The organism is Nocardioides sp. URHA0032 (assembly GCF_000620645.1).
In the GTDB taxonomy this organism is placed as follows: Bacteria; Actinomycetota; Actinomycetes; order Propionibacteriales; family Nocardioidaceae; genus Nocardioides.
This window is the reverse complement of the sequence record NZ_JIAV01000020.1, coordinates 75,241-98,370: the sequence shown is the minus strand read 5'-3', so window position 1 is coordinate 98,370 and position 23,130 is coordinate 75,241. Positions and strand designations below refer to the sequence as shown.

Annotated in this window: 16 protein-coding genes; 8 read left to right on the top strand and 8 right to left on the bottom strand. The window is 71.2% G+C overall.

Features of this window, described 5'->3' with window-relative positions:
* Positions 1 to 45 precede the first annotated feature (45 nt).
* Positions 46 to 2,709, bottom strand: coding sequence for an FAD-binding and (Fe-S)-binding domain-containing protein (locus N538_RS0110850; RefSeq protein ID WP_028637331.1), 2,664 nt, complete (start codon positions 2,707 to 2,709; stop codon positions 46 to 48).
* A gap of 1 nt (position 2,710) precedes the next feature.
* Positions 2,711 to 3,937, bottom strand: coding sequence for a hydroxyacid-oxoacid transhydrogenase (locus N538_RS0110845; RefSeq protein WP_028637330.1), 1,227 nt, complete (start codon positions 3,935 to 3,937; stop codon positions 2,711 to 2,713).
* 45 nt (positions 3,938 to 3,982) lie between these two features.
* On the opposite strand from N538_RS0110845, the gene N538_RS0110840 reads away from it, so the two are divergent.
* From N538_RS0110840 to N538_RS0110805, 8 genes are all read left to right on the top strand, one after another.
* Positions 3,983 to 5,161 carry a cellulase family glycosylhydrolase gene (locus N538_RS0110840; protein ID WP_028637329.1) on the top strand — a complete coding sequence of 393 codons (1,179 nt, stop codon included), beginning with the start codon at positions 3,983 to 3,985 and terminating at the stop codon, positions 5,159 to 5,161.
* Positions 5,162 to 5,349: 188 nt separating this feature from the next.
* The gene (locus N538_RS28985; RefSeq protein ID WP_028637328.1) at positions 5,350 to 5,616 is read left to right on the top strand and encodes a hypothetical protein; all 267 of its coding nucleotides are present in this window, start codon (positions 5,350 to 5,352) and stop codon (positions 5,614 to 5,616) included.
* Positions 5,613 to 7,748 carry a glycosyltransferase gene (locus tag N538_RS24880; RefSeq protein WP_051549171.1) on the top strand — a complete coding sequence of 712 codons (2,136 nt, stop codon included), beginning with the start codon at positions 5,613 to 5,615 and terminating at the stop codon, positions 7,746 to 7,748. Before N538_RS28985 ends, N538_RS24880 begins: the two co-directional genes overlap by 4 nt.
* Entirely contained in the window at positions 7,745 to 9,412 is a 1,668-nt protein-coding gene (locus N538_RS0110825; protein WP_028637327.1) for a hypothetical protein, read from the top strand. The genes N538_RS24880 and N538_RS0110825 overlap by 4 nt, the downstream gene beginning before the upstream one ends.
* Positions 9,409 to 10,185, top strand: coding sequence for a hypothetical protein (locus N538_RS28980; protein WP_036570154.1), 777 nt, complete (start codon positions 9,409 to 9,411; stop codon positions 10,183 to 10,185). The genes N538_RS0110825 and N538_RS28980 overlap by 4 nt, the downstream gene beginning before the upstream one ends.
* A complete protein-coding gene (locus N538_RS28395; RefSeq protein ID WP_028637326.1) occupies positions 10,182 to 11,378 on the top strand; it encodes a hypothetical protein in 1,197 nt (398 codons plus the stop codon). The genes N538_RS28980 and N538_RS28395 overlap by 4 nt, the downstream gene beginning before the upstream one ends.
* A complete protein-coding gene (locus tag N538_RS0110810) occupies positions 11,378 to 12,832 on the top strand; it encodes a substrate-binding domain-containing protein (protein ID WP_028637325.1) in 1,455 nt (484 codons plus the stop codon). Before N538_RS28395 ends, N538_RS0110810 begins: the two co-directional genes overlap by 1 nt.
* Entirely contained in the window at positions 12,829 to 13,842 is a 1,014-nt protein-coding gene (locus N538_RS0110805; protein ID WP_028637324.1) for a hypothetical protein, read from the top strand. The genes N538_RS0110810 and N538_RS0110805 overlap by 4 nt, the downstream gene beginning before the upstream one ends.
* Here the strand turns inward: N538_RS0110805 and N538_RS29470 are convergent.
* The 6 genes from N538_RS29470 to N538_RS0110775 all read right to left on the bottom strand — a co-directional run bounded on the left by N538_RS29470 (position 13,805) and on the right by N538_RS0110775 (position 23,088).
* Positions 13,805 to 14,704 (bottom strand): NUDIX domain-containing protein, encoded by a 900-nt coding sequence (locus N538_RS29470; protein ID WP_036570152.1) that lies wholly within the window; start codon positions 14,702 to 14,704, stop codon positions 13,805 to 13,807. The two genes, N538_RS0110805 and N538_RS29470, sit on opposite strands and share 38 nt — an antisense overlap.
* Positions 14,704 to 15,969 (bottom strand): geranylgeranyl reductase family protein, encoded by a 1,266-nt coding sequence (locus N538_RS0110795; protein ID WP_028637322.1) that lies wholly within the window; start codon positions 15,967 to 15,969, stop codon positions 14,704 to 14,706. The genes N538_RS29470 and N538_RS0110795 overlap by 1 nt, the downstream gene beginning before the upstream one ends.
* Positions 15,970 to 16,006: 37 nt before the next feature.
* The gene (locus N538_RS0110790; RefSeq protein WP_028637321.1) at positions 16,007 to 16,222 is read right to left on the bottom strand and encodes a hypothetical protein; all 216 of its coding nucleotides are present in this window, start codon (positions 16,220 to 16,222) and stop codon (positions 16,007 to 16,009) included.
* A complete protein-coding gene (locus N538_RS27395) occupies positions 16,219 to 16,722 on the bottom strand; it encodes a DUF4232 domain-containing protein (protein ID WP_197025304.1) in 504 nt (167 codons plus the stop codon). The genes N538_RS0110790 and N538_RS27395 overlap by 4 nt, the downstream gene beginning before the upstream one ends.
* 74 nt (positions 16,723 to 16,796) lie before the next feature.
* Positions 16,797 to 18,110 carry a phospholipase D-like domain-containing protein gene (locus N538_RS0110780; RefSeq protein WP_155992055.1) on the bottom strand — a complete coding sequence of 438 codons (1,314 nt, stop codon included), beginning with the start codon at positions 18,108 to 18,110 and terminating at the stop codon, positions 16,797 to 16,799.
* 1,105 nt (positions 18,111 to 19,215) lie between these two features.
* Positions 19,216 to 23,088, bottom strand: a complete 3,873-nt coding sequence (locus N538_RS0110775; RefSeq protein ID WP_028637319.1) for a DNA-directed RNA polymerase subunit beta' — start codon at positions 23,086 to 23,088, stop codon at positions 19,216 to 19,218.
* Between the last annotated feature and the right edge of the window lie 42 nt (positions 23,089 to 23,130).

Genomic DNA, 23,130 nt, shown 5'->3' with positions numbered 1-23,130 from the left:
GCGCCGCCAGCGCGATCGGGATGACGAGGCGGCGGTGGCGGGGGTTCACGCCCTGAGTGTAGAAGCGAGCAGCTCGGCCAGGTGCATCGTGGGGGTCCCGCTGAGGTCGTCGAGCTGGACCCGGCAGGACATCCCGTCGGCGAGGACGACGGCGCCGGGGTTCGCGCGCACGGCGGGCAGCAGGTGCGTCTCCGCCACCGCCACGGACACCTCGTAGTGCCCCTTCTCCATCCCGAAGTTCCCGGCCAGCCCGCAACAGCCGGCCACCTGGGTGACCCGGGCGCCGGCCTTCTCGAGGATCCGCCGGTCCGCCGCCCAGCCCAGGACCGACGCGTGGTGGCAGTGCGGCTGCGCGACCACCTCGACGCCCGCCAGCGACGGCAGCGGCACGTCCAGCCGCTCCAGCAGCTCGGCGAACGTCAGCACCCCGACCGCCGAACCCGCGAGCTCCTCCGCGTCGCTGCGCAGCGTCGCGAGGCAGGACGGCTCGAGCCCCACCACCGGCACCCCGGAGTCGACGTACGGCGTGAGCGTCCGCACCGTTCGCGACAGGATCGTGCGGGCCTGGTCGAGCTGCCCGGTCGAGATCCAGGTCAGCCCGCAGCACGCGTCGTCCGCGATCACCCGAGCGGTGACGCCGACCGAGGCCAGGAAGTCGATCGCGGCCAGCGCATTGGCGGGGAAGAAGTGGTTGGTGAAGGAGTCCGCCCAGATCCACACGTCGGGGACCACGTCGGGGACCCCCGTCGTGCGCCGCAGCGTGCGGGGAGCGAAGGCCGGGATCGACCTGCGCTGGTCGATGCCGGCCGTCGCCTTCGCGAGCCGGGCGACGGGGGCGAGCCTCATCAGCCGGTTCGCGGTCGTCGCCATCGGCGCGGCCCGTCGGGCCCAGGTCGGCAGCCGGCCGAGCAGGTAGTGGCTGCGCGGCCGCCGCCTGCCGGCGTAGGTCGCGTGCAGCGCCTCGGCCTTGTAGGTCGCCATGTCCACCCCGGTCGGGCAGTCCGAGGCGCAGCCCTTGCAGGACAGGCAGAGGTCGAGGGCCTCGTGCACCGCGGGGTCGGCGAGCCCGTGCACGAGCGAGCCGTCGAGCGCCTCCTGCAGCACCCGCGACCGGCCTCGGGTCGAGTCCTTCTCCTCGCGGGTGGCGAGGTAGGACGGGCACATCACGCCGTTGGTCCGCGGCGCCACGCACTTCCCGACGCCGGTGCAGCGGTGCACCGCGTCCGCGAGCGGGATCGACGGCCGCGGCCGGGTCGGTCGGAGGTCGGCGTCCAGCGGCGCGGGGTCGACGATGTTGCCGGGGTTCAGCAGGCCGCGGGGGTCGCACACGTCCTTGACCGCGCGGAACAACGCGAGCGACTCCTCGTCGTACATCGTCGCGAGCAGCTCCGAGCGCGCCCGCCCGTCGCCGTGCTCGCCGGACAGCGAGCCGCCGTGCTCCTTCAGCCTCAGTGCGCACGCGGTGAGGAACTCGCGGAACGCCAGCCCGCCGTCCGCGAACTGGAAGTCGATCCGCACGTGAACGCAGCCGTCACCGAAGTGGCCGTACGGCACGCCGTCCAGGCCGTGCTCCTTCAGCAGCTCGTCGAAGTCCCGGAGCCACGCGCCGAGCCGCTCCGGCGGCACCGCGGCGTCCTCCCACCCGGAGTACGCCGGCCGCGACAGCGAGCGCGCCGCGAGCCCGGCGCCGTCCTCGCGGATCCGCCACAGCGCGGCGGCCTCGGCGGCGTCCTCGACGACCCGGTGGCCGAGCGCGCCGGCGGCCGCCACCACCGCGGCCGTGTCGGCGCCGCGCGCCTCGACGAACAGCCAGCCGGCGCCGCGCGGGAGCTCCGGGGCGCCCGGGACGAGGTCGACGATCCGGGAGTCGAGGCCCTCGCACGCGGTCATGGCCGGAGCCGCCGCCAGCAGGGCGGGGACGGCGTCGGCGGCGTCGGCCATCGACGGGTAGCCGAGCACCACCAGCCGGCGGTCCGGGTCGTCCTCGACCAGCCGGACGGTGGCGCCGCGGACCACGGCGAGCGTGCCCTCGGAGCCGACGAGGAACCGGTCGACCGAGCGGCCGCTCTCGGGCAGCAGGTGCTCGAGCGAGTAGCCGCTCACCTGCCGGGAGAACCGGCCGAACGTCGTGCGGACGTGGGCGAGGTGCTGGTCGACCAGCGCCGTGAGCCGTGCTTCGACGTCGGTGGCGCCGACGCCGTACGCGACGTCGAGCTCGACCACGTTGTCGACCGTGCGGCCGTAGCCGAGCGCCCGCGAGCCGCACGCGTTGTTGCCGATCATCCCGCCGATCGTGCAGCGCGTGTGCGTCGACGGGTCCGGCCCGAAGCGCAGCCCGTACGGCGCGGCCGCGCGCTGGAGGTCGGCGTGCACCACCCCCGGCTGCACGACGGCGGTCCGGGCGTCCGGGTCCACCGAGAGGACGGCGTTCAGGTGCCGCACCGTGTCCACGACGATGCCGGCGCCGACCGCGTTGCCCGCGATCGAGGTGCCGGCGCCGCGCATCGTGACCGGCGCGCCGGTCTCCGCCGAGGCGTCGAGGATCGCGTCCAGCTCGTCGGCGTGCCGCGGCCGGACGACGACCTGCGGCACCACCCGGTACAACGACGCGTCGGAGGAGTAGAGCGCCCGGGTGAGCGTCGAGTCGTCGACGTCCGAGACCCCCCGCTGGCGCAACGCTGCGACCAGGTCCGGGGCGGGGTTCGTCACGTCACCAGTGTTCCATCGAGCCCCGGAACACCGACGCGAGGTCTTCCTCCGTGGGACTCTTCGGCGCGGTCGCCAGCAGCCGCTGCTGCTGGAGGGCACCCGCCACCAGGTCGTCCACGTCGGCCTCGCCGTACCCCACGGCCGCCAGGCCGCTCGGGATGCCGATGTCGCGCATCAGCGCGGTCAGCGCCGTCGGCAGGGCGTCGGGCCCCGGGGTCGCGGACGGGTCGAGCAGGCGGGCAGCGTGCACGTGCCGCTCGGGCGCGGCGTCGAAGGTGAAGCGGAACGCCTCCGGCGCGGTCAGCGAGACCGCCATCCCGTGCGGGACGAGCTCCGCGGCGCGGCCGGCGATGGGGTAGGCGTTCGCGTGCGGGATGTGCACGCCGGCGTTCCCGAAGCCCAGGCCCGCGAACGTCGCCGCCATCGCCATCTGCTCACGGGCGGCCAGGTCGCTCCCGTCGCGCACGGCGTCGCGGAAGACCCCCGCGAGCAGGGTCATCGCCTTCTCGGCCCACATGTCGGCGATCGGGTTCGCGCCGCAGTACGGCACCCGCTGCTCGGGGCGCTTGGCGTCGAAGTCGGCGTACCAGCGCGCCGTCCAGCTCTCGAGCGCGTGGCACAGGATGTCCATGCCGGCCGCCGCCGTCACGGACGCCGGCTGGGTCACCGTCAGCAGGGGGTCCACGACCGCGAGCGTGGGCCGGAGGGCCGGGTGGCTGATGCCGGTCTTCACGTGCAGCGACAGCACGTCCAGCACGCAGATCGTGGTGCTCTCCGCGCCCGTGCCGGTCGTGGTCGGGACCGCGACCAGCGGCAGCAGCTTCTCCCGCGGCGCCAGCGCCTTCCCGATCGGCGCGTTGACGTAGTCCAGCAGCTCGCCGGGGTTGGTCGTGAGCAGGTTGACGGCCTTCGCGGTGTCGATCGACGACCCGCCCCCGACGGCCAGGATCGCGTCGAACGGGCCGGCGTCGCGGGCGAAGTCGATCGCGTCCCGCAGCGACTCGTCGGTGGGCTCGACGTGCACGCCGTCGTACGTCGTGACCTCGACCCCGCGGGCGGCGACCTGCTCGGCGATCCGCGCGGGGTGACCGGTGGCGGCGACGCCCGGATCCGTGACGAGCAGCACCCGGCGGGCGCCGTACGTCGTGAGGTCGTGCCCGATCTCGGCGGCGGCGCCGATGCCGAACTTCAGGGCCGGGGCTGCGTAGGTGAATACGGTCTCGCTCACCCTGCCAACCTATTAGGCTGGGGCGCGGCGAAGAGGGGGGCTTCCATGCGTCACGTGTGGCGCCGTGCGCGGTGGGTCGTGCTGGCGGTCGTCGTCGTGCTCGTCTCCGGGGGCGCCCTGTATGCCCAGCTGAGGTCGCCGATGGCCTCCCTCGCCGCGCCCGACGCCGGCGCCGCGCAGCCCGTCGTCGACGGCGACCGGATCGTCGATGCCCGCAGCGGTCGCGAGTTCGTCCCGCGCGGGGTGAACTGGAGCAGCTTCGAGTACGCCTGTGCGCAGGGCTGGGGCTACTCCGCGCTCGACAACGTCGTGGCCCGCGACCCGTACGCGACCGAGGCGAAGATGATCGCCAAGTGGGGCGCGAACACGGTCCGCCTCCCGCTGAACCAGGACTGCTGGCTCGGCACCCGCGGCGCTCCGGTCAGCGACCAGTACGAGGAGCGCACCGTCGACGGCTACCGCTCCGAGGTGCACGAGTTCGTCAACGCCCTCAACGACGAGGGCATCGTGGTCGTGCTGGACCTGCACAGCCGCAAGCGGATCGGGCAGCCGGAGTTCGGCAACCTGGCGATGCCGGACTCGGAGTCGATCGCCTTCTGGACCTCGGTCGCGGGTGCGTACGCCGGCAACCCGTCGGTGATGTTCGACGCGTTCAACGAGCCCTACTCGCGCTACAACGCCAGCGGCACCCGCTCGGTGTTCGACCTGACCTGGAAGTGCTGGCGCGACGGCGGCTGCCAGGCGCCCGTCGACGACGACCAGACGGCGTCCACCGGCCGGGTCACCTACCCGGTGCAGGGCATGGCGGCGGTCGTCTCCGCGATCAGGAACGCCGGCGCCGAGCAGCCGGTGCTGCTCGGCGGGCTCGACTACGCCAACGACCTCGGCCACTGGCTGGAGTTCGCGCCCGACGACGACCAGCTGGTCGCGGCCTTCCACTCCTACGACTTCAAGAAGTGCGCGGACGAGGACTGCTGGAACGGCATCCTCGGCCAGCTGGCCGACAGCGTCCCGGTGCTCACCTCCGAGCTGGGCGCCGACCACCCGGAGCAGGGGTACGTCGAGCGCTACCTGGACTGGGCCGACGCCCACAACCTCGGGGCGCTGTTCTGGGTCTGGGCGGACCATCCGGCCGACCCGATGGCGCTGGTGACCGACGAGCGGGGCCACCCGACGGCGTACGGCACGGCCGCCAGGAACTGGCTCACGGGCCACCAGGAGTAGGCCGTCCGGGCCCGCAGATCCACAGCCGGTCCACGCCCCGTCAACGTCTCTGCCACAGTCGATCAACGCTGGACCAGACCGCTCCGGGATGTGCCGGAAAGCCGACTACGGTGACAGCGATCGAGTCCACCATGGGGGTGGTCGATTCGAGGCGGCGTCCGGGGGGCGCCGAGCAGGGGGGATGCATCATGTCGGTGCAGGCGAGCCCGTCACGTCCGGCTGCCAAGTCGATCGGCGCTGCCTTCGTGGACATCGTGCTGACGCTGGTGATCCTCGTCGTCGTGCTGCTCTCGTTCCTGATCGCGCCGCTCCTCGCCCTGGCCGTCGCCTACCTCGTGTACGCCGTGCTGCGGCCGCGTGGGAAGAGGAAGGCCGCACCCGCGGCCGGCGGCGGCGGTGGCCCGGCCGGGCCGGCCGGACCCGCCCATGGCTTCGGAGCAGGAACGGCGACATGACCACCACCCAGACCCGCCGGAACCCGCGGCTCACCGACGGTGTCGACCAGGACCTGCGGCACCTCATTCCCGAGGGCATCTGCCGCACGTTCCGGGTGATGCCGTACGCGGCCGTCGACGGCACCGTGCTGGTGGCCGCGGCGGACGCCGACGACACCATCACCGCGCACGTCGTGGCGGAGCGGATCGACCGGCCGGTGCTGCTGGTGCGGCACACCGTCAACGAGATCGTCTCGGCGATCGACACGGTGTACCCGCCCCAGGAGACCGAGGTCGAGACGCCGGAGGCGCGCCGGGCCCGGATGCAGATGGCCCAGATGCTGACCCGCAGCGGGCTGATCACCGACGACCAGCTGCAGCGCGCGATGCTCGAGTACTCCCGCACCGGCGACCCGCTCGGCGACATCCTGGTCTCGCATGAGGCGATCACCGAGGACGTCCTGGTCGCCGCGCTCTCGGAGATGTACCAGATGCAGCGCGTCGGCCTGTCGGAGTTCGCGCCCGACATGGAGGTGGCCCGCCGACTGCCCGAGCCGATCGCCCAAGCCTTCCAGGTGGTGCCCGTGGCCGCGACCGAGGAGCTGGTCCTGCTCGCCGTCGCCCGCCCGCTGGACGCGGAACAGGCCGCCGAGGTCGAGGAGGCGCTCGGCTCGCCGTTCCGCCAGCTGCTCGCGAACCGCACCGAGCTCGACCAACTGATCCAGCACGTGCACTCGCGCCACTACGCCGAGGTGTCGACCCGGCTGCTGATGGAGACCCGCCCCGAGGAGTCGGCGCACATCGTCGTCTCCGGGGGCCAGAAGGCGACCTTCGTGCTCGTGGCGATCGTCGTCGTGGTGTGCGGCGTGATCTGGCCGATGAGCACCGTGATCGGTGTGATCGCGGCCTGCAGCCTGCTGTACCTGGTGGTGTCGTTCTACAAGTTCCGGCTCACCCTGCGGGCGCTCGGCACCCACCTCGAGACCGACGTCACCGACGAGGAGATCGCGGCGCTCGACGAGCGGCACCTGCCGAGGTACACGATCCTCGTCCCGCTCTACAAGGAGGCGGCGATCGTGCCGCGGTTGGTGCGGGACATCAACGCGCTCGACTACCCGCGCACCCGGCTCGACGTGAAGCTCCTCTGCGAGGAGGACGACCAGGAGACGGTCGCGAAGATCCGTGCGATGGAGCTGCCGCCGCACTTCCACCTGGTGGTGGTCCCCGACAGCCAGCCGAAGACCAAGCCCAAGGCCTGCAACTACGGCCTCCAGCTCGCGACCGGCTCGTACTGCGTCATCTTCGACGCCGAGGACCGGCCGGACCCCGACCAGCTCAAGAAGGCGGTGATCGCCTTCGGCCGGGTCGCCGACAACGTCGTCTGCGTCCAGGCGAAGCTCAACCACTTCAACCAGGACCAGAACCTGCTGACCGCGTGGTTCGCCAACGAGTACTCGATGCACTTCGAGCTGATCCTCCCGGCGATGGGCGCAGCGGAGTCGCCGATCCCGCTGGGCGGCACCTCGAACCACTTCGTCACCTCGAAGCTCCGCGAGCTGGGCGCCTGGGATCCGTTCAACGTGACCGAGGACGCCGACCTCGGCATCCGGCTGCATCGCGAGGGCTACCGCACCGCGATGATCGACTCGACCACGCTCGAGGAGGCCAACTCCCAGGTCCCGAACTGGATCCGCCAGCGCAGCCGCTGGAACAAGGGCTACATCCAGACCTGGCTGGTGCACATGCGGCACCCGTTCCAGCTGCTCGCGGCCACCGGCCTGCGCGGGTTCCTCAGCATCAACCTCACGATGGGGACCGCGTTCGTGCTGCTGCTGAACCCGATCTTCTGGGGCCTGACCACGCTCTACGTGTTCACCCAGGCGGGGATCATCCAGCAGCTCTTCCCGGGCATCATCTTCTACGTCGCGAGCGCCCTGCTCTTCGTCGGCAACTTCATCTTCGTGTACCTCAGCGTGGCCGGCAGCCTGCAGCGCGGTGAGTTCAGCCTGACCCGCACGGCCCTGCTGTCGCCCCTCTACTGGGGCCTGATGAGCTGGGCCGCCTGGAAGGGCTTCATCCAGCTGTTCACGAACCCGTTCTACTGGGAGAAGACGACCCACGGCCTCGACGACGGATCGGCGGGCCAGTCGTGAGCACCGCCACCGTCGTCCACACCAAGGAGCGCCTCAGCGGCGTCGTCCAGTCGGTCGGCCGCCGGCCGAGCGACGTGCCCCGCCGCTGGTGGGAGAGCGCGCTGGTCTTCCTGTTCTTCACCGTCGGCTACACGTGGTTCGGCTACTGGGTCGTGGTCGACCAGCACGTGGTCGGCTTCGAGACCCTCGACCGCCTGAACCGTGCGCTGATGGTCTGGCACAACGACCCGGCCAAGCTGTCCGCGATCGGCTTCGACTACCCGCCGCTCGCGACCCTGCTCATCGCGCCGCTCGCGGTCTTCCGCGGCTTCGTGACCTCGATGGCCGCCGTACCGCTCGCCTCGGCGATCTTCGCGGCGATCACCATGGTCGGCCTCAACACGATGATGCGCCGCGCGCTGGTCGCCGGCCCGCTGCGGTACGCGCTCCTGCTCGCGCTCGGCGCGAACCCGCTCGTGCTGCTCTACGCCACCACCGGCACCCGCCACTTCGTGTGGATCGCGTTCGTGGTCACGGGGCTGGGCTCGCTGTTCGCCTGGTACATCACCGCGGACGTGCGGTTCGTGATGCTCGCCGGCATCGCCTACTCCGTGGCCGCGCTCTCCGGCTACTCGTCGCTGACGTTCTTCGTGCTGAGCGCGATCATGATCGGCGCGATCCTGGCCCGGCTCGGCGCCGACGGCACCGAGGTCGAGGGGACGGTGGTCGGGTTCGCCGCTCCGACGGTGTACGTCATCGCGCTGTGGACCGTCTTCAACCTGGTCCTCCTGCTGAGCCCGTTCTCGTGGATCACCCGCAGCAGCGACGCCGCGTCGTCCGGCGGCCTCGAGATGTTCTCGGCCGTCGATCTGCTCCGCGCCACCGGCGAGCTGGTCCTGTACGGCGCACCGATCGCGATCATCGTGCTGCCCGCACTGATCTTCTCCGGCTTCGCCCGGGGCAACCCGTTCGCGCTCTGGCTCGGTGTGCTGCTCGGTGCCGCGATCCTGACGCCCGCGCTCGCGGTCGCGCTCCGGCTGACCGACTCGCCGATGCTGATGCGCAACGCGCTCCCGATCCTGCTTCTCTCGGTGGTCGGCGCGATCTGGCTCGCCCGGTCGGCCGAGGAGGGCAGCACGCTGGTGGCCGCCGTGGTCATCGTGGGCCTGCTGGTCAGCATCCCCTGGACGCTGAACGAGATGAAGACCTACCGGTTCCAGAACCTCGAGGCACCGTTCGCGGCGGCGCTCACGACCGGCGAGTCGCAGGAGGGTGCCGAGACGCTCAACGGCGAGAAGGTCGGCATCGTGTCGGAGCAGGCGATGGCGGAGTACATCCGCAACAACGTCTCGCAGGACAACTCGATCCTGACCGACAACGCCCAGACGTACGCCGTGATGATGCTGACCGGCCACCCCGAGCTGTTCTTCGACCGGGTCGACAGGTCCGACGGCCCCTGGAAGGAAGCGGCGCGCAACCCGGCCGAGTACGTCGACTACCTGCTGATGTCGACCGCGGACAACGGGGACCTGCTGACCAAGCTCTACCCGGATGCCGCCGCCGGCAACGACGCGCAGCTCCAGGTCGTCTACAGCACGCCGCGGTACGTGCTGGTCGGCGTGCCCGCCGGCTTCTCCCCGGACCAGCAGAGCAGCCAGATCGACCAGCTCGGGCAGTCGTCGTGACCGGCGACCGCGACGGCCGGATCGCGCCGCCGCCCTCGGTCGACGACGTGCTGTCCGCGCTCACCGACGACGCCCGGATCGGGAAGGTCGACTTCAGCGCCGCCCTGGCCCCGGACCCGGAGCAGGCGCCGGCGGTCCAGCGCCGCTCGACGTACGTCGCCCCGGTGGTCCACGAGCCGGAACCCGAACCGGAACCGGAACCGGCGCCCGAGCCCGAGCCCGAGGCGGCCGCCGAGGTCGAGCCCGAGCCGGAGCCGGAGCCGGCCGCGGAGAAGCCGAAGAAGGTCCGCAGCCCGAAGACGCTGACGCCCGAGCCCGTCGTCATGGCCGTGCCCGAGCCCGAGCCGGAGCCCGAGCCGGAGTCCGAGCCGGCCCCGGTCGTGGCCTTGGGGCCTCCGGCCCCGGACGAGCGCGCCGTCGAGGTCGCGCGGGCCGTCGAGGAGATCGCCGCCGAGGTGATCGGCCGGATCCGCTCCGCGGAGGAGGCCACCCTGCGCCACCTCGACTCGATGGAGCTGGAGGCGACCCGTCGCTACGAGCTGGTGACCGCCCAGGCCGAGCTGGACGCCGAGCTGATCCGGCTGCAGTCGCGCCGCGAGGCGCACGCGATCGTGTCGGCCGCGCGGCTCCGTGCCGGCGACATCGACGAGCTCGACGACGACCCGGGCGACGAGGGCCACCGGCTCTCGGTCTTCAGCGACGCGGTCTCCCGGGTCGCCGACGCGACCGACGCCTCCCTCAACCGCAGCCGCGGGGACGAGGGAACCCGATGACCACCATGCCGAACAGGAACCCGATGCACCGCCGCCGTACCCGTGTCCTCGCCGTCGTCGCCGTGGCCTCGGCCCTGGTGCTGGCCGGCTGCGGCGGCAACGACGATGACGCGGGCAGCAGGGGCGGCAACGTCGTCGTGAACGTCAACCAGGCTGACTCGAAGAGCGTCGTGGTGCCCGAGCGCCGGTTCTTCAACGACGCCTCGCCGTGGAACAGGCGGATCGACTCCGTCCGGACCGACCCGGCGTCCCAGCACATGATCGACCTCTCGCAGGAGCGGGTCGGCGTGGTCGAGCGCCCCGACGGGTCGTTCTTCGACCAGCGGATCCTGGTCGACGACGGCCTCTACATCAACACCACCCGCTGGACCGTGCCGGTCGTCGCTGGCGGCCGGCCGACCTCGCTGGTCTGCCGCCAGCTGGTCTGCGGCGACGGGTCCGACACGACGACGCTGAACATCCCCGACGACGTCGACCCGGACCCGCGCTACGACGGCTGGTACACCGTGTTCGACACCTCCGCCTCGGTCGCCTACGACCTGTGGCGTGCGCGCCGCGAGGACGACGACACGATCTCCTACAACTACATGCGCAAGTGGGACCTCAACGGCCCCGGCTACAGCCCCCCGTGGACCGAGGGCGCGCGCGGCTCCGGCCTGCCGCTGTTCGCCGGCCTGATCCGCCCCGGCGAGCTGGAGTCCGGGGAGATCAACCACGCCCTGGCGATCAGCCTGCCGGGCCCGGCGGCCAACGTCTTCGTGCAGCCCGCGTCCTCGACCGACGGCACCGGCCGGGTGACCTCGATCCCCGAGGGCGCCCGGATCCGCCTGAAGCGCGACGTGGTGCTGCCGCAGCCGCGGGACCCGATCACGGGCAAGCTGATCAAGCTGACCAAGCAGCAGCAGCGGCTCGCGGACGCCATCGTCGCCTGCCTGCGCACGTACGGCGCGATCGTCGTCGACCGCGCGGCCGTGCCGACCCTGTACGCCCAGCGCGACGTGACCGACAACCTGATCCACGGCAACGAGCTCCAGGGCCTCACGATCCAGGACTTCGAGGTCCTGCCGCTCGGTCAGCGCTACCACTACCCCCCGGAGGAGAACGAGATCGCAGCGCTGGTCAGCCCCAGCGCCTCGCCGACCTCCTCGCCGAGCAGCTCGCCCACGAGCACGCCTGACCAGGGGGCCCAGTGATGCGCACGATGACGAGCGACCGACGTACCCGCCTGCTGGCCGGTGTGGTCGCGGCAGCGGTCTCGCTGACGCTGCTGGCCGCCTGCTCGGACCCGTCCCACCAGGCGACCGACCAGGTCAGCCGGGGCCAGGCGGACGACTTCCGGGCCGAGCAGGCCCGGTTGCGCGACATCGACAAGGCGTACGCCGCGCTGCCGCAGCGCCCGTCGGGCGTCGTGGACGTCGACGGCACGACCACCGGCTCGCTCACCGCCCGGGAGGTCGACTCCTACGAGGCGACCGCGAACGCCGTCCAGGTCAACGTCGCCGACAACGGTGAGGACCAGGCCTACCAGGAGCTGTGCGCCGGCCAGATCGACCTGGTCGACTCGGCGCGTCCGATCAGCCGCGCCGAGTGGGAGGCCTGCCAGGCCGTCGGGCTCGACGTGGTCCAGTTCCAGGTCGCCGCCGAGGCGATCGTGATCGCGATCAAGTCCGAGACCGACGTGGGCGCCGACTGCCTCGGCGTCGACCAGGTGCGCGACCTCTACCGCGCCGGCTCGCCGCTCACGAACTGGAGCCAGGAGCCGCTCGGCTACGACGACGTGCCGCTCCGCGTCGGTGGCCCCGACCCGGACAACAGCGGGTTCGGCTTCTTCGGCCGCTATGTGCTGGACGCGCCGGAGCCGTCACGGGTCGACCTGCGCTCGGACTACCACCTCGCGAACAGCGACGAGCAGGCCCGCCTGTTCGTCGTCGGCAAGCCGTGGATGCAGGTCAAGGCGGCGCGGTTCGACGACGCCGCCCGGCTCCGCGCCCAGGCCGACCAGGCGGTTCAGGACGCCCGCACCGAGATGGAGGCCGCCCGCACCGAGCTCGAGACCGCGCTCGCCGAGCGCGCGAAGGGCATCCGCGACGAGCGGAGCGTGGCGGACAAGCAGAAGGACCAGGAACGCGTGGACAAGGCGTTCGTGCGCCGTTCGCACGCCCGGGACCGGCTGAACGCCGCGCTCGACCACTACGGCAAGGTCGACAACCGGTACGGCGGGATCAACCACGCCCGTCAGCTCTACAACGCCTACCGCGGCCACGTGGCCTACTTCCGGTTCAGCTACTACGAGCTGTTCGAGGACCAGCTGCGGCCCTTCGAGATCACCCGTCCGGACGGACGGATGAACTGCATCTTCCCGAGCCAGCGGACCATCACCAGCGGCGAGTACCCGCTGGCCCGGCAGCTGCTGATCACGACGACCACCCGGTCGCTCGCCCGCGGTGAGGTCAAGGACTTCATGACGCACTACCTGCGCAACGCCCAGTCGCTGGCCCGGGACGCGCGCCTGGTGTCGCTGCCGGACGAGACCGTGACCCTGGAGGACCAGTGGTTGACGGGCGAGAAGGCGCCGCTGCTGTACGCGCCGAGCGACGACACGACCACGCCCGCAGAGCCCGTTCAGAGCGAGAAGCCTGCCCGATGAGCCGTACCCGCCTCGGCGCGCTGGTGGCGTCCCTGGCGCTCGTCCTCGCGTCCCTGGGCGTCGGACCGACGTACGCCGGCAGCCGGACCGCGAAGGAGCGCGCGGTCCAGCAGCAGAGCCGGATCGTGGTGAAGTGGCAGGGCTACCAGAAGAGGCCGAGGTACCAGAAGACCGCGGACGTCCCCGGCATCGGCCAGGTGGACCTGGTCTGCCAGCCCAACAACACGATGATCCGCCTGCACGCGAACGACCGCCGCGCCGAGACCCAGATGTGGATGGCGAAGTTCGAGACCAAGGACGGCAGCGACCGGGTCGCGGTCAAGAATGTCCGGATCTTCACCTACGCGACCGCGGCCGACGACGGCAAGGGCGGCACCGGCTCGCAGGCCCACGAGGGGCTCAACCAGAGGACCCCGATCGAGGACTACGAGAAGGGCTCGGCGTACGGCGTGATCAGCCAGCGCCCGGGTCGCAACCAGCCCGGCGGCGGCACGCTGGCGCTGCCCGCGACGTCGTTCAAGCTGACCTGGTACTGGGAGCGGTTCGCCTTCCCGGGCAGCCAGTACTGCAAGATGACGCTGGCCTTGAACACCGACACCGACCAGCAGTTCGGGTTGAGCTGGCACGGCGACGACGAGGCCGCCCGGCAGACCACCAGCGCCACCACGCTCCCCGGCTTCGGTGAGGCCCGGCTCCGCTGCGAGACCGGGAGGTACGGCGAGCAGACGGTCGCGCTGCAGACGAACGACCCCGACTCGTACATGGACTACGAGTACGTCCGCGGCGAGGGGCAGGTCGGCGAGCACGTCGACCACTACTCCGACCTCGCCTGGGACCCGGTGACCGGTCTGCTCGGGCCCGTCGACCTGCCGACCAACGGGATGATGCGGATCTGGTGGTCGGTCGGCGGCGTGAAGAAGCTGTGGGTGCTGTCGTCCTACATGGTCACGAACAACGACGTGAAGCCGTGGCTCAACGTGTGCGAGGTGGCCGCGGCGCCGGTGTCCTGAGCGCCTCGGTCACGAGGGGCAGCACCGGTCGGCCGCCCGCACCGACCTCGGCGAGGGGGACCCACTCGACGGCGTCCGTCGTCCCGTCCGCCTCGGCGAGCACCGGCTCGACGTGGTCCGCGAGCGCCACCTCGAAGACCAGGCCCACGGCGTGGAAGTCCTCGAACCGGCCGTTCGGCGCGGTGCCGCTGAAGTGCTCGTCGTGCACGGTCAGCAGCTCGCCCACCGCCGCCTCGACGCCGCACTCCTCGCGCATCTCGCGCACCAGCGCGGTCCGCGGCGACTCCCCGTGGTCGACGCCACCGCCCGGCAGCGTCCAGGACCCGGTGTGGAAGCCCTTCCCCGAGATCCGCACCAGCAGCACGGAGCCGTCCCGGACGACCAGCCCGTAGGCGCCGAGGCGCTGGTGGCGGAACGGCTGGTGGTCGGCCAGCGCCTCGAGCACCATCGGCGCGACCGGCACGGTGCCGTCGACCACGTCCGCGAGCGCCTTCCAGCCGGCCTCCACCGTCGAGCCGCCCACCTCCACCACGTGCGGGGCGGGCGCGTCGAGCGGCACCCAGCCGTCGTACACGATCCGCAGCGCGTGCGCGTCGACTCGCCGTCCCTCGCGCCACACCCCCGGCAGGTGCGCGGAGTAGACCCGCGCGGTCTCGCCGACCATGACGTCGAGGCCGGTCTCCTCGTGCACCTCGCGGATCACCGCGTCGCGGGGGTCCTCGCCGTGGTCGAGCCCGCCGCCGGGCAGCGTCCAGAGCTCGTCGGACGTCACCGCCTCGGAGAGCCGGCTCAGCAGGATCTGGCCGTCGCGCAGGATCACCGCGTACGCCGCCACCCGCTGCCGCTGGGGAAGACCCGCCATCAGCTGAAGGGAGGGCGGTGGTCGCGGGCGATCGAGCGGCGACCGGCCCAGCGCCAGATCCGCGCGGCGCGGTCGCGGTCCTCGTCGGTCACCAGGTTGCCCATCCAGCGCAGCGCGAGCGTCATCAGCCAGTCCGACCGCATCCCGGCCGGTCCGAGCGTCGGCAGCAGGCGCGGGACCGTGACGAGTCCGGCCAGCCGGCGCGCGATCGAGAACGACTCGCCGTAGTGGTCGCGCAGCAGCGCCGGCCACACCGCCGAGAGGTCGGCGTGCCCGTCGAGGACCTCGGCCAGCAGACGGCCGGTCTCGAGCCCGTAGTCGATGCCCTCGCCGTTGAGCGGGTTGACGCACGCGGCGGCGTCGCCGATCAGCGCCCAGTTGGGGCCCGCGACGTTCGACACCGCCCCGCCCATCGGCAGCAGCGCTGAGGTCGGCATCCGCAGGTCGCCGCTGAGCTGGAAGTCCTCGCGGCGCTCGTCGGCGTAGTAGGCCATCAGCGGCTTGATCGCGACGTCGGCCGGGCGCTTCGCGGTGGCCAGCGTGCCGACGCCGATGTTCACCTCGCCGGTGCCGAGCGGGAAGATCCAGCCGTAGCCGGACAGGACCCTGCCCTTTCCCTGTTGGCCGTCCGGACCGCGCAGCTCCAGGTGCGAGCTGATCCACGGGTCGTCGGACATCGCGGACGCCACGTAGGACCGGCCGGCCACGCCGTACACGGTCTCGCGGTGCCACTCGCGGCCGAGCACCTTGCCGAGCGGGCTGCGGACGCCGTCCGCCACGACCAGCCGGCGGCAGCCGATCTCGACCGGGCCGTCCGCCGTGCGGAACACGACCGCGGAGACGCGGTCGCCGTCGCGCCGGACGTCGACGGCGCGGTGCCCGTCGATCGCGGTCGCGCCGGACTTGATGGCGGTGGTGCGCAGGTGGTCGTCGAGCTCGGTGCGAGCCACCGCGGAGCCCCAGTCCGGCAGCCCGGTACCTGCCTCTCCAGGGCCGGGCCAGGGCAGCAGCAGGGTCTGCCCGAAGCCGTGCGCACGCAGCCCCCGGTTGACCGTGTGCGCCCGCAGCCAGTCCTCGAGACCGAGTCGCTGGAGCTCGCCGATCGCCCGGGGCGTGAGGCCGTCGCCGCACGTCTTGTCACGCGGGAACGACGCCGCGTCCGCGAGCACCACGTCCGCGCCCGAGCGCGCCGCCCACGCCGCGGCCGCCGACCCGGCGGGGCCGGCGCCGACGACCAGGACGTCGGTCCGCGCGGGAGTGCTCACCCGTCGATTGTCTCAGGCGACGGGCCGGCGACGGGAATCAGGCTCCCTGCTCCCCCATCGGCGGGAACCGCTCCTCGGCCTCCTGGTAGCCCTCGGAGTCGGTGAACATCCCCTTCTCCTCGTCGAACTCCCGGTCGGTGTTGTCGACCTCGGCCTCGTCGGGCCGGTTCTCGGGGCCCAGCCGCTCCTGGCGCTCCTGCTCGACCTCCTCGTCGGTCGCCGCGTCGTCGGGTCGGTCCTGCGCTTGGGTCATGCTCGACGGTAAGCCTTGTGGCTGAGCAAGTGAACCCGCGTGTTGCGGCAGCCCGTCGTGGGGTGCGCGACGTACTGCGACCGGGTCTCGTCGGGCAGGTACACCCGGAAGCCGTCCACGTGCGCCGGCCGGCACCGGTGCCGCGGGAACGGCGAGGTGTCGGTCGCGGTCACCGCGCTGACCACCTTGCCCCCGGCGTGCACGACCACCGTGCGCACCCGGCTCTTCGCCCGGTCCGCGGCCGCCCCGATCTGGGTCCCGTCGCCGCCCCCGACGTACGAGAGGCCGCCGTACCCCCGCACGGTGCAGGCGTGGTCGGACCGGTTCGTCAGGACGATCCGTCCGTACTCGTGGCTCATCCCCGCCCCGGTCTGGTGGTACGACGCCACCAGCTCGGCGTTCGTGCACTCCGGCACACCCTGCGCGCCCGTCGCCACCGCCGGCACGCCCGTCACTCCGAGCACCACAGCCGCCAGCGCGGCTCCCCACATCGTCCTCATCGGTGTTGCTCCTTCTCCGGACCCGCCAACCGGGTCGCCACCGATGGGATGCACGGGGAGCCCGTCCGGTTGCGTCAGTCGTCCTCCCAGTGTGCACCGCCGAAGGTCAGCCCGTGCGCGGTCGCGCGCCGTTCCGCGCCGGTGGGCCATTGGCAGTCCGGCGGGTCCGGACGGAAGCCGCCGCCGGCGCCCACCGGCCGGGACCGCTTGGTCCAGATGTGGTCGAAGTTGCGGTTCCAGCTATTCACCAGGTTCGGCCCGCTGGCCCGCAGGATCAGCTCGTCGCCACTGATCCCGGAGTGCGTCCAGTTGCTCGACCCGGTGAACACCAGGGACGCCGTGCGGTCCTTGCCGTAGTGGCCCGAGATCGTCATGTACTTCTGGTGGCTGTACATGTCGACCGTGTGCTCCGGGTCGCAGTCGGTGTTGTAGCCATTGGCGTGCCGGCGCACCTTCCCGCGCCTGGTGTCCATGCCGATCACCTTCTTCATGCCGGACCCCGCGAGCGCCCACATCACCTTCACGTTGCAGCCCTGGGCGTACAGGTGGCGCAGCCGCCGCGCGATGTAGACGCCGCGGTCGCCGTTCCACGCGTGCATCGAGACGCGGATCTTGGTGCGTCCGTTGATGCCGACGCCGCGGCCCACGCCCCGGCACTGGACCGGCCGCAGGATGTCCATGATCGGGTCGTTCCTCACGTTGGTGTGCGGGTGCGGCATGACCCACAGCCGGTAGGACTTGTTGATGACCCGGTGCCAGTAGAGCGGCTTGTCGGTCTTGTCCTTCTTCAGGTGCCGGAACAGCTCGAGCATCGTCCTGGCCAGGTCCGGCACGCCCTTCTGGATCAGCAGGTCGTTGAACTGGTGGGCCGTCGCGTTCTTCGTCAGGTTCGCCGACCCGGTCATCACCACGTCCCGCGCCGACCCGGTGTGGTCGAACAGGTAGATCTTGTCGTGCAGCACTCCCTGCACGCTCCGGCACCCGGTCTTGCAGGTGTAGTCCCAGCTCTTCTTGCCACGGTTCGTGCCGAGCGCGTGCTTCAGCATCTTCATGGCCTTCGTGTACTGGTGGTCGTTGTGCAGCACCTGCACGTGTACGCCCCGCTTGTGCGCGTCGATCAGCGCCTGCGCGACGTTCGTCCGGTCGAAGGAGTACACCGCGATCCGGATGTAGGACCCCTTGTGCGCGTGCCGGATCGCCGCCACGATCTGCCGCTCGATCCGGTACTTCGCGTCGATGTCGCCCCACGGGTCGTTGAAGAACCCGCCCGCCGCCGGCGCCCACTTCTTCTTCCCCGCGGCCGCCGAGGCCCCCGCGTCGGCCGGCCCTGCCAGCAGCGAGCCCGCCAGCGCGAGCGTCAGCAGCACAGTCCAGAACCTCGAGCTCACACCCCACCCCTTCGTCGCACCCACAGGCAACGCGCGCACGAGCACCCGAGACGGTGGTCGTCGAGTGGCGGATGCCGTCGGAGACGAACTGCGCAACACGTTCCTCGAACAAAACCACCATAACAACCACCCGAGGCAGGACCGTGGAGCAGGCGCGCACGCTGGCGTCGGAGAGCCTCGGGCCCTGCGAACCCGCGGGCGCGCCGGTCCCGCCGGCAGGCAGGCGCCGGCGGGCCTCGGGCCGGGCGAAGGAGCGTGAGACCGAGGCGTGGCGGAGCGAAGCGAGGACACGGCGACGTAGCGACGAGACGGGTCCGAAGGGCCCACAGGCGCCCCCAGCAGCCAGTCGGACGCAGGCATGCCCACGGACATGACGCGCCAGGCTGCCGTCGGAGGCGGTCGGCGCCGCCGAACGAGCGTCGAACCGAGGCGTGGCGGAGCGAAGCGAGGACACGGCGAGGTAGCGAGGAGGCGGCGACGAAAACCGCCGCAGACGGCAGCACCACACCCAACCCCACCAAGGAGGCACGACCGAGGAGCGGGCGCGCACGCCGGGCGCCGGCGGGCCTCGGGCCCCGCGAAGGAGCGTGAGACCGAGGCGTGGCGGAGCGAAGCGAGGACACGGCGAGGTAGCGACGAGCCGGACCGGGAGGAGCCCGCCGGCGACCGGCACAGCGGGCACCCAGGACACGGGAAGCGACCTGCCGTCGGAAGCGGTCGGCGCCGCCGAACGAGCGTCGAACCGAAGCGTGGCGGAGCGAAGCGAGGACACGGCGAGGTAGCGAGGGGGCGGCGACGAAACCGCCGCAGACGGCAGCACCACACCCAACCCCACCAAGGAGGCACGACCGAGGAGCGGGCGCGCACGCCGGGCGCCGGCGGGCCTCGGGCCCTGCGAAGGAGCGTGAAACCGAGGCGTGGCGGAGCGAAGCGAGGACACGGCGAGGTAGCGACGAGCCGGGCCCGAAGGACCCCCGCAGGCGCCCGGCACAGCACGCCGCAAGACGACGAGGGAGACAACGACCCCCGCGCCGCGACAGCGGCGCAGAGAATGCCGAAGGCCCCACCCCCGCACAGCGGAGATGGGGCCTCGGTGGGACCTACGTCAGTTCTGGTACGACCCGAAGTCGAAGTCGTCCAGAGCGACAGCCTGACCCGAGCCGTTGCCGAACTCGTAGTCGTAGGAGTCGTAGCCCGTGACGGAGTACGCCGCGGCGCGGGCCTCCTCGGTCGGCTCCACCCGGATGTTGCGGTACCGCTCGAGGCCGGTACCCGCCGGGATCAGCTTGCCGATGATCACGTTCTCCTTCAGACCGCGCAGCGAGTCCGAGCGGCCGTGGATGGCGGCGTCGGTGAGGACGCGGGTGGTCTCCTGGAAGGAGGCCGCCGAGAGCCACGACTCGGTCGCCAGCGAGGCCTTGGTGATGCCCATGAGGACCGGGCGACCCGAGGCCGGCTTGCCGCCCTCGGAGACCACGCGCCGGTTCTCCTCCTCGAACCGGACCCGGTCGACCAGGTCGGACGGGAGCAGGTTCGTGTCACCGGACTCGATCACCGTGACCCGGCGCAGCATCTGCCGCACGATGATCTCGATGTGCTTGTCGTGGATCGACACGCCCTGCGACCGGTACACGGCCTGGACCTCGTCCACCAGGTGCTCCTGCGCCCGGCGCACACCGAGGATCCGCAGGACGTCCTGCGGGTCCGGCGTACCGAGCGTGAGCATCTGGCCGACCTCGATGTGGTCGCCGTCGGCGACCAGCAGGCGCGAGCGCTTCGAGACCGGGTACTCCTGGACCTCGGAGCCGTCGTCCGGCGTGATGAGGATCTTGCGAGCCTTGTCGGACTCGTCGATCTCCACCCGCCCGGAGGCCTCGGCGATCGGCGAGCGACCCTTCGGGGACCGTGCCTCGAAGAGCTCGACCACGCGGGGCAGACCCTGCGTGATGTCGTCGGCCGATGCCACACCACCGGTGTGGAAGGTACGCATCGTCAGCTGCGTGCCGGGCTCACCGATCGACTGGGCCGCGATGATGCCGACGGCCTCGCCGATGTCGACGAGCTTGCCGGTCGCCAGCGAACGGCCGTAGCACTTCGCGCAGGTACCGGTCTTGGCGTCACAGGTCAGCACGGAGCGGACCTTGACCTCCTCGATGCCGGCCGCGACGAGCTCGCCGATCTTGACGTCGCCGAGGTCCTCACCGGCACCGGCGAGCACCTCGCCGGTCTCCGGGTGGGTGATCTCGGTGGCCGCGGAGCGGGCGTACGCCGCGGTCTCGGCGTTCTCCGCCTTGACCACGGTGCCGTCCTCGCGACGCTCGCCGATCCGCTTGGGCAGGCCGCGCTCGGTGCCGCAGTCGTCCTCACGGATGATGACGTCCTGCGAGACGTCCACCAGGCGACGGGTCAGGTAACCCGAGTCGGCGGTACGCAGCGCGGTGTCGGCCAGGCCCTTGCGGGCACCGTGGGTCGCGATGAAGTACTCGAGAACGGTCAGGCCCTCGCGGAAGTTCGACTTGATCGGCCGCGGGATGATCTCGCCCTTCGGGTTCGCCACCAGGCCTCGCATGGCGGCGACCTGCCGGATCTGGTTCATGTTTCCGGAGGCACCCGACTCCACCATCATGTAGATCGGGTTGGCGCGGTCGAACGTCGTCTCCATCGCCTTGCCGACCTCGTTGGCCGCCTGGGTCCAGATCTCGATGAGCTCCTGGCGACGCTCCTCGTCGGTGACCAGACCACGCTCGAACTGGGTCTGGACCTTCGCGGCCTGCGCCTCGAAGCCCGACAGGATCTGGGCCTTCTCCGGCGGCGTGGTGACGTCGTCGATGGAGACCGTGACACCCGAGCGGGTCGCCCAGTGGAAGCCGGTGTCCTTGAGGGCGTCCAGCGACGCCGCGACCTCGACCTTGGTGTAGCGCTCGGCCAGGTCGTTCACGATCGCGCCGAGAGCCTTCTTGCCGACCTCGTAGTTCACGTACGGGTAGTCGACGGGCAGGGTCTCGTTGAAGAGCGCGCGACCGAGGGTGGTCTCGAGGGTCAGCCGCTGCGGGCCCTCGAGGTCGCCGGCGAGCTCCAGCGGCGGGACGACGTCCTCGAACCGGATCTTGACCGGGCTCTGGAGCGAGATCTCGGCACGGTCGAACGCCATGATCGCCTCGCCGACCGAGGCGAAGGCACGACCCTCGCCGGGCTGGTTCGGACGGTCGGTCGTCAGGAAGAACAGACCGATGATCATGTCCTGGGTCGGCATGGTCACGGGGCGACCGTCCGACGGCTTCAGGATGTTGTTCGTCGACAGCATCAGGATCCGGGCCTCGGCCTGGGCCTCCGCGGACAGCGGGAGGTGCACGGCCATCTGGTCACCGTCGAAGTCGGCGTTGAACGCCGAGCAGACGAGCGGGTGGATCTGGATGGCCTTGCCCTCGATCAGCTGCGGCTCGAAGGCCTGGATGCCGAGGCGGTGCAGCGTGGGTGCGCGGTTGAGCAGCACCGGGTGCTCGGTGATGACCTCTTCGAGGACGTCCCACACGACCGGGCGGGCACGCTCGACCATCCGCTTCGCGGACTTGATGTTCTGAGCGTGCGACAGGTCGACCAGGCGCTTCATCACGAACGGCTTGAACAGCTCCAGCGCCATCTGCTTCGGCAGACCGCACTGGTGCAGCTTCAGCTGCGGACCGGACACGATGACCGAACGGCCCGAGTAGTCCACGCGCTTGCCGAGCAGGTTCTGCCGGAAGCGACCCTGCTTGCCCTTGAGCATGTCGGACAGCGACTTCAGCGGCCGGTTGCCCGGGCCGGTGACCGGACGACCGCGGCGGCCGTTGTCGAACAGCGAGTCGACGGCCTCCTGGAGCATCCGCTTCTCGTTGTTGACGATGATCTCGGGCGCACCGAGGTCGAGCAGCCGCTTGAGGCGGTTGTTCCGGTTGATGACGCGGCGGTACAGGTCGTTGAGGTCGGAGGTCGCGAAGCGGCCACCGTCGAGCTGCACCATCGGGCGCAGGTCCGGCGGGATGACCGGGACCGCGTCCAGCACCATGCCCTGGGGCTTGTTGCCGGTCTTGCGGAAGGCGTCGACGACCTTGAGGCGCTTGAGGGCGCGGACCTTGCGCTGGCCCTTGCCGTTGGCGATGGTGTCGCGCAGCGACTCGACCTCGGCCTCGATGTCGAAGGACTCGAGGCGCTTCTGGATCGCCGTGGCGCCCATGTGGCCCTCGAAGTACTTGCCGAACCAGTTCTTCATCTCGCGGTAGAGCATCTCGTCGCCCATCAGGTCCTGGACCTTGAGGGACTTGAAGGTGTTCCACACCTCGTCGAGACGGTCGATCTCGCGCTGCGAACGGTCGCGGATCTGCTTCATCTCGCGCTCGGCGCCGTCCTTCACCTTGCGGCGCTGGTCGGCCTTTGCACCCTCGGCCTCGAGGGCCGCGAGGTCCTCCTCGAGCTTCTTGGCCCGGTCCTCGAGCGCACCGTCGCGGCGCTTCTCGAGGCGCTCGCGCTCGAGCTGGACCTTGCCCTCGAGCGAGGACAGGTCGCGGTGGCGAGCGTCCTCGTCGACGGCGGTGATCATGTAGGCCGCGAAGTAGATGACCTTCTCGAGGTCCTTCGGCGCGAGGTCGAGCAGGTAGCCGAGCCGGCTCGGGACACCCTTGAAGTACCAGATGTGGGTGACCGGGGCGGCGAGCTCGATGTGGCCCATGCGCTCACGGCGCACCTTGGACCGGGTCACCTCGACGCCGCAGCGCTCGCAGATGATGCCCTTGAAGCGCACGCGCTTGTACTTGCCGCAGTAGCACTCCCAGTCCCGGGTGGGACCGAAGATCTTCTCGCAGAAGAGGCCGTCACGCTCGGGCTTGAGCGTGCGGTAGTTGATGGTCTCCGGCTTCTTGACCTCGCCGTGGCTCCAGGTGCGGATGTCCTCCGCAGTGGCCAGGCCGATCCGAAGCTGGTCGAAGAAGTTAACGTCGAGCACGATGGCTGCTGTCCTTCGTTAGAAATTCTGTGTGTGGCTGAG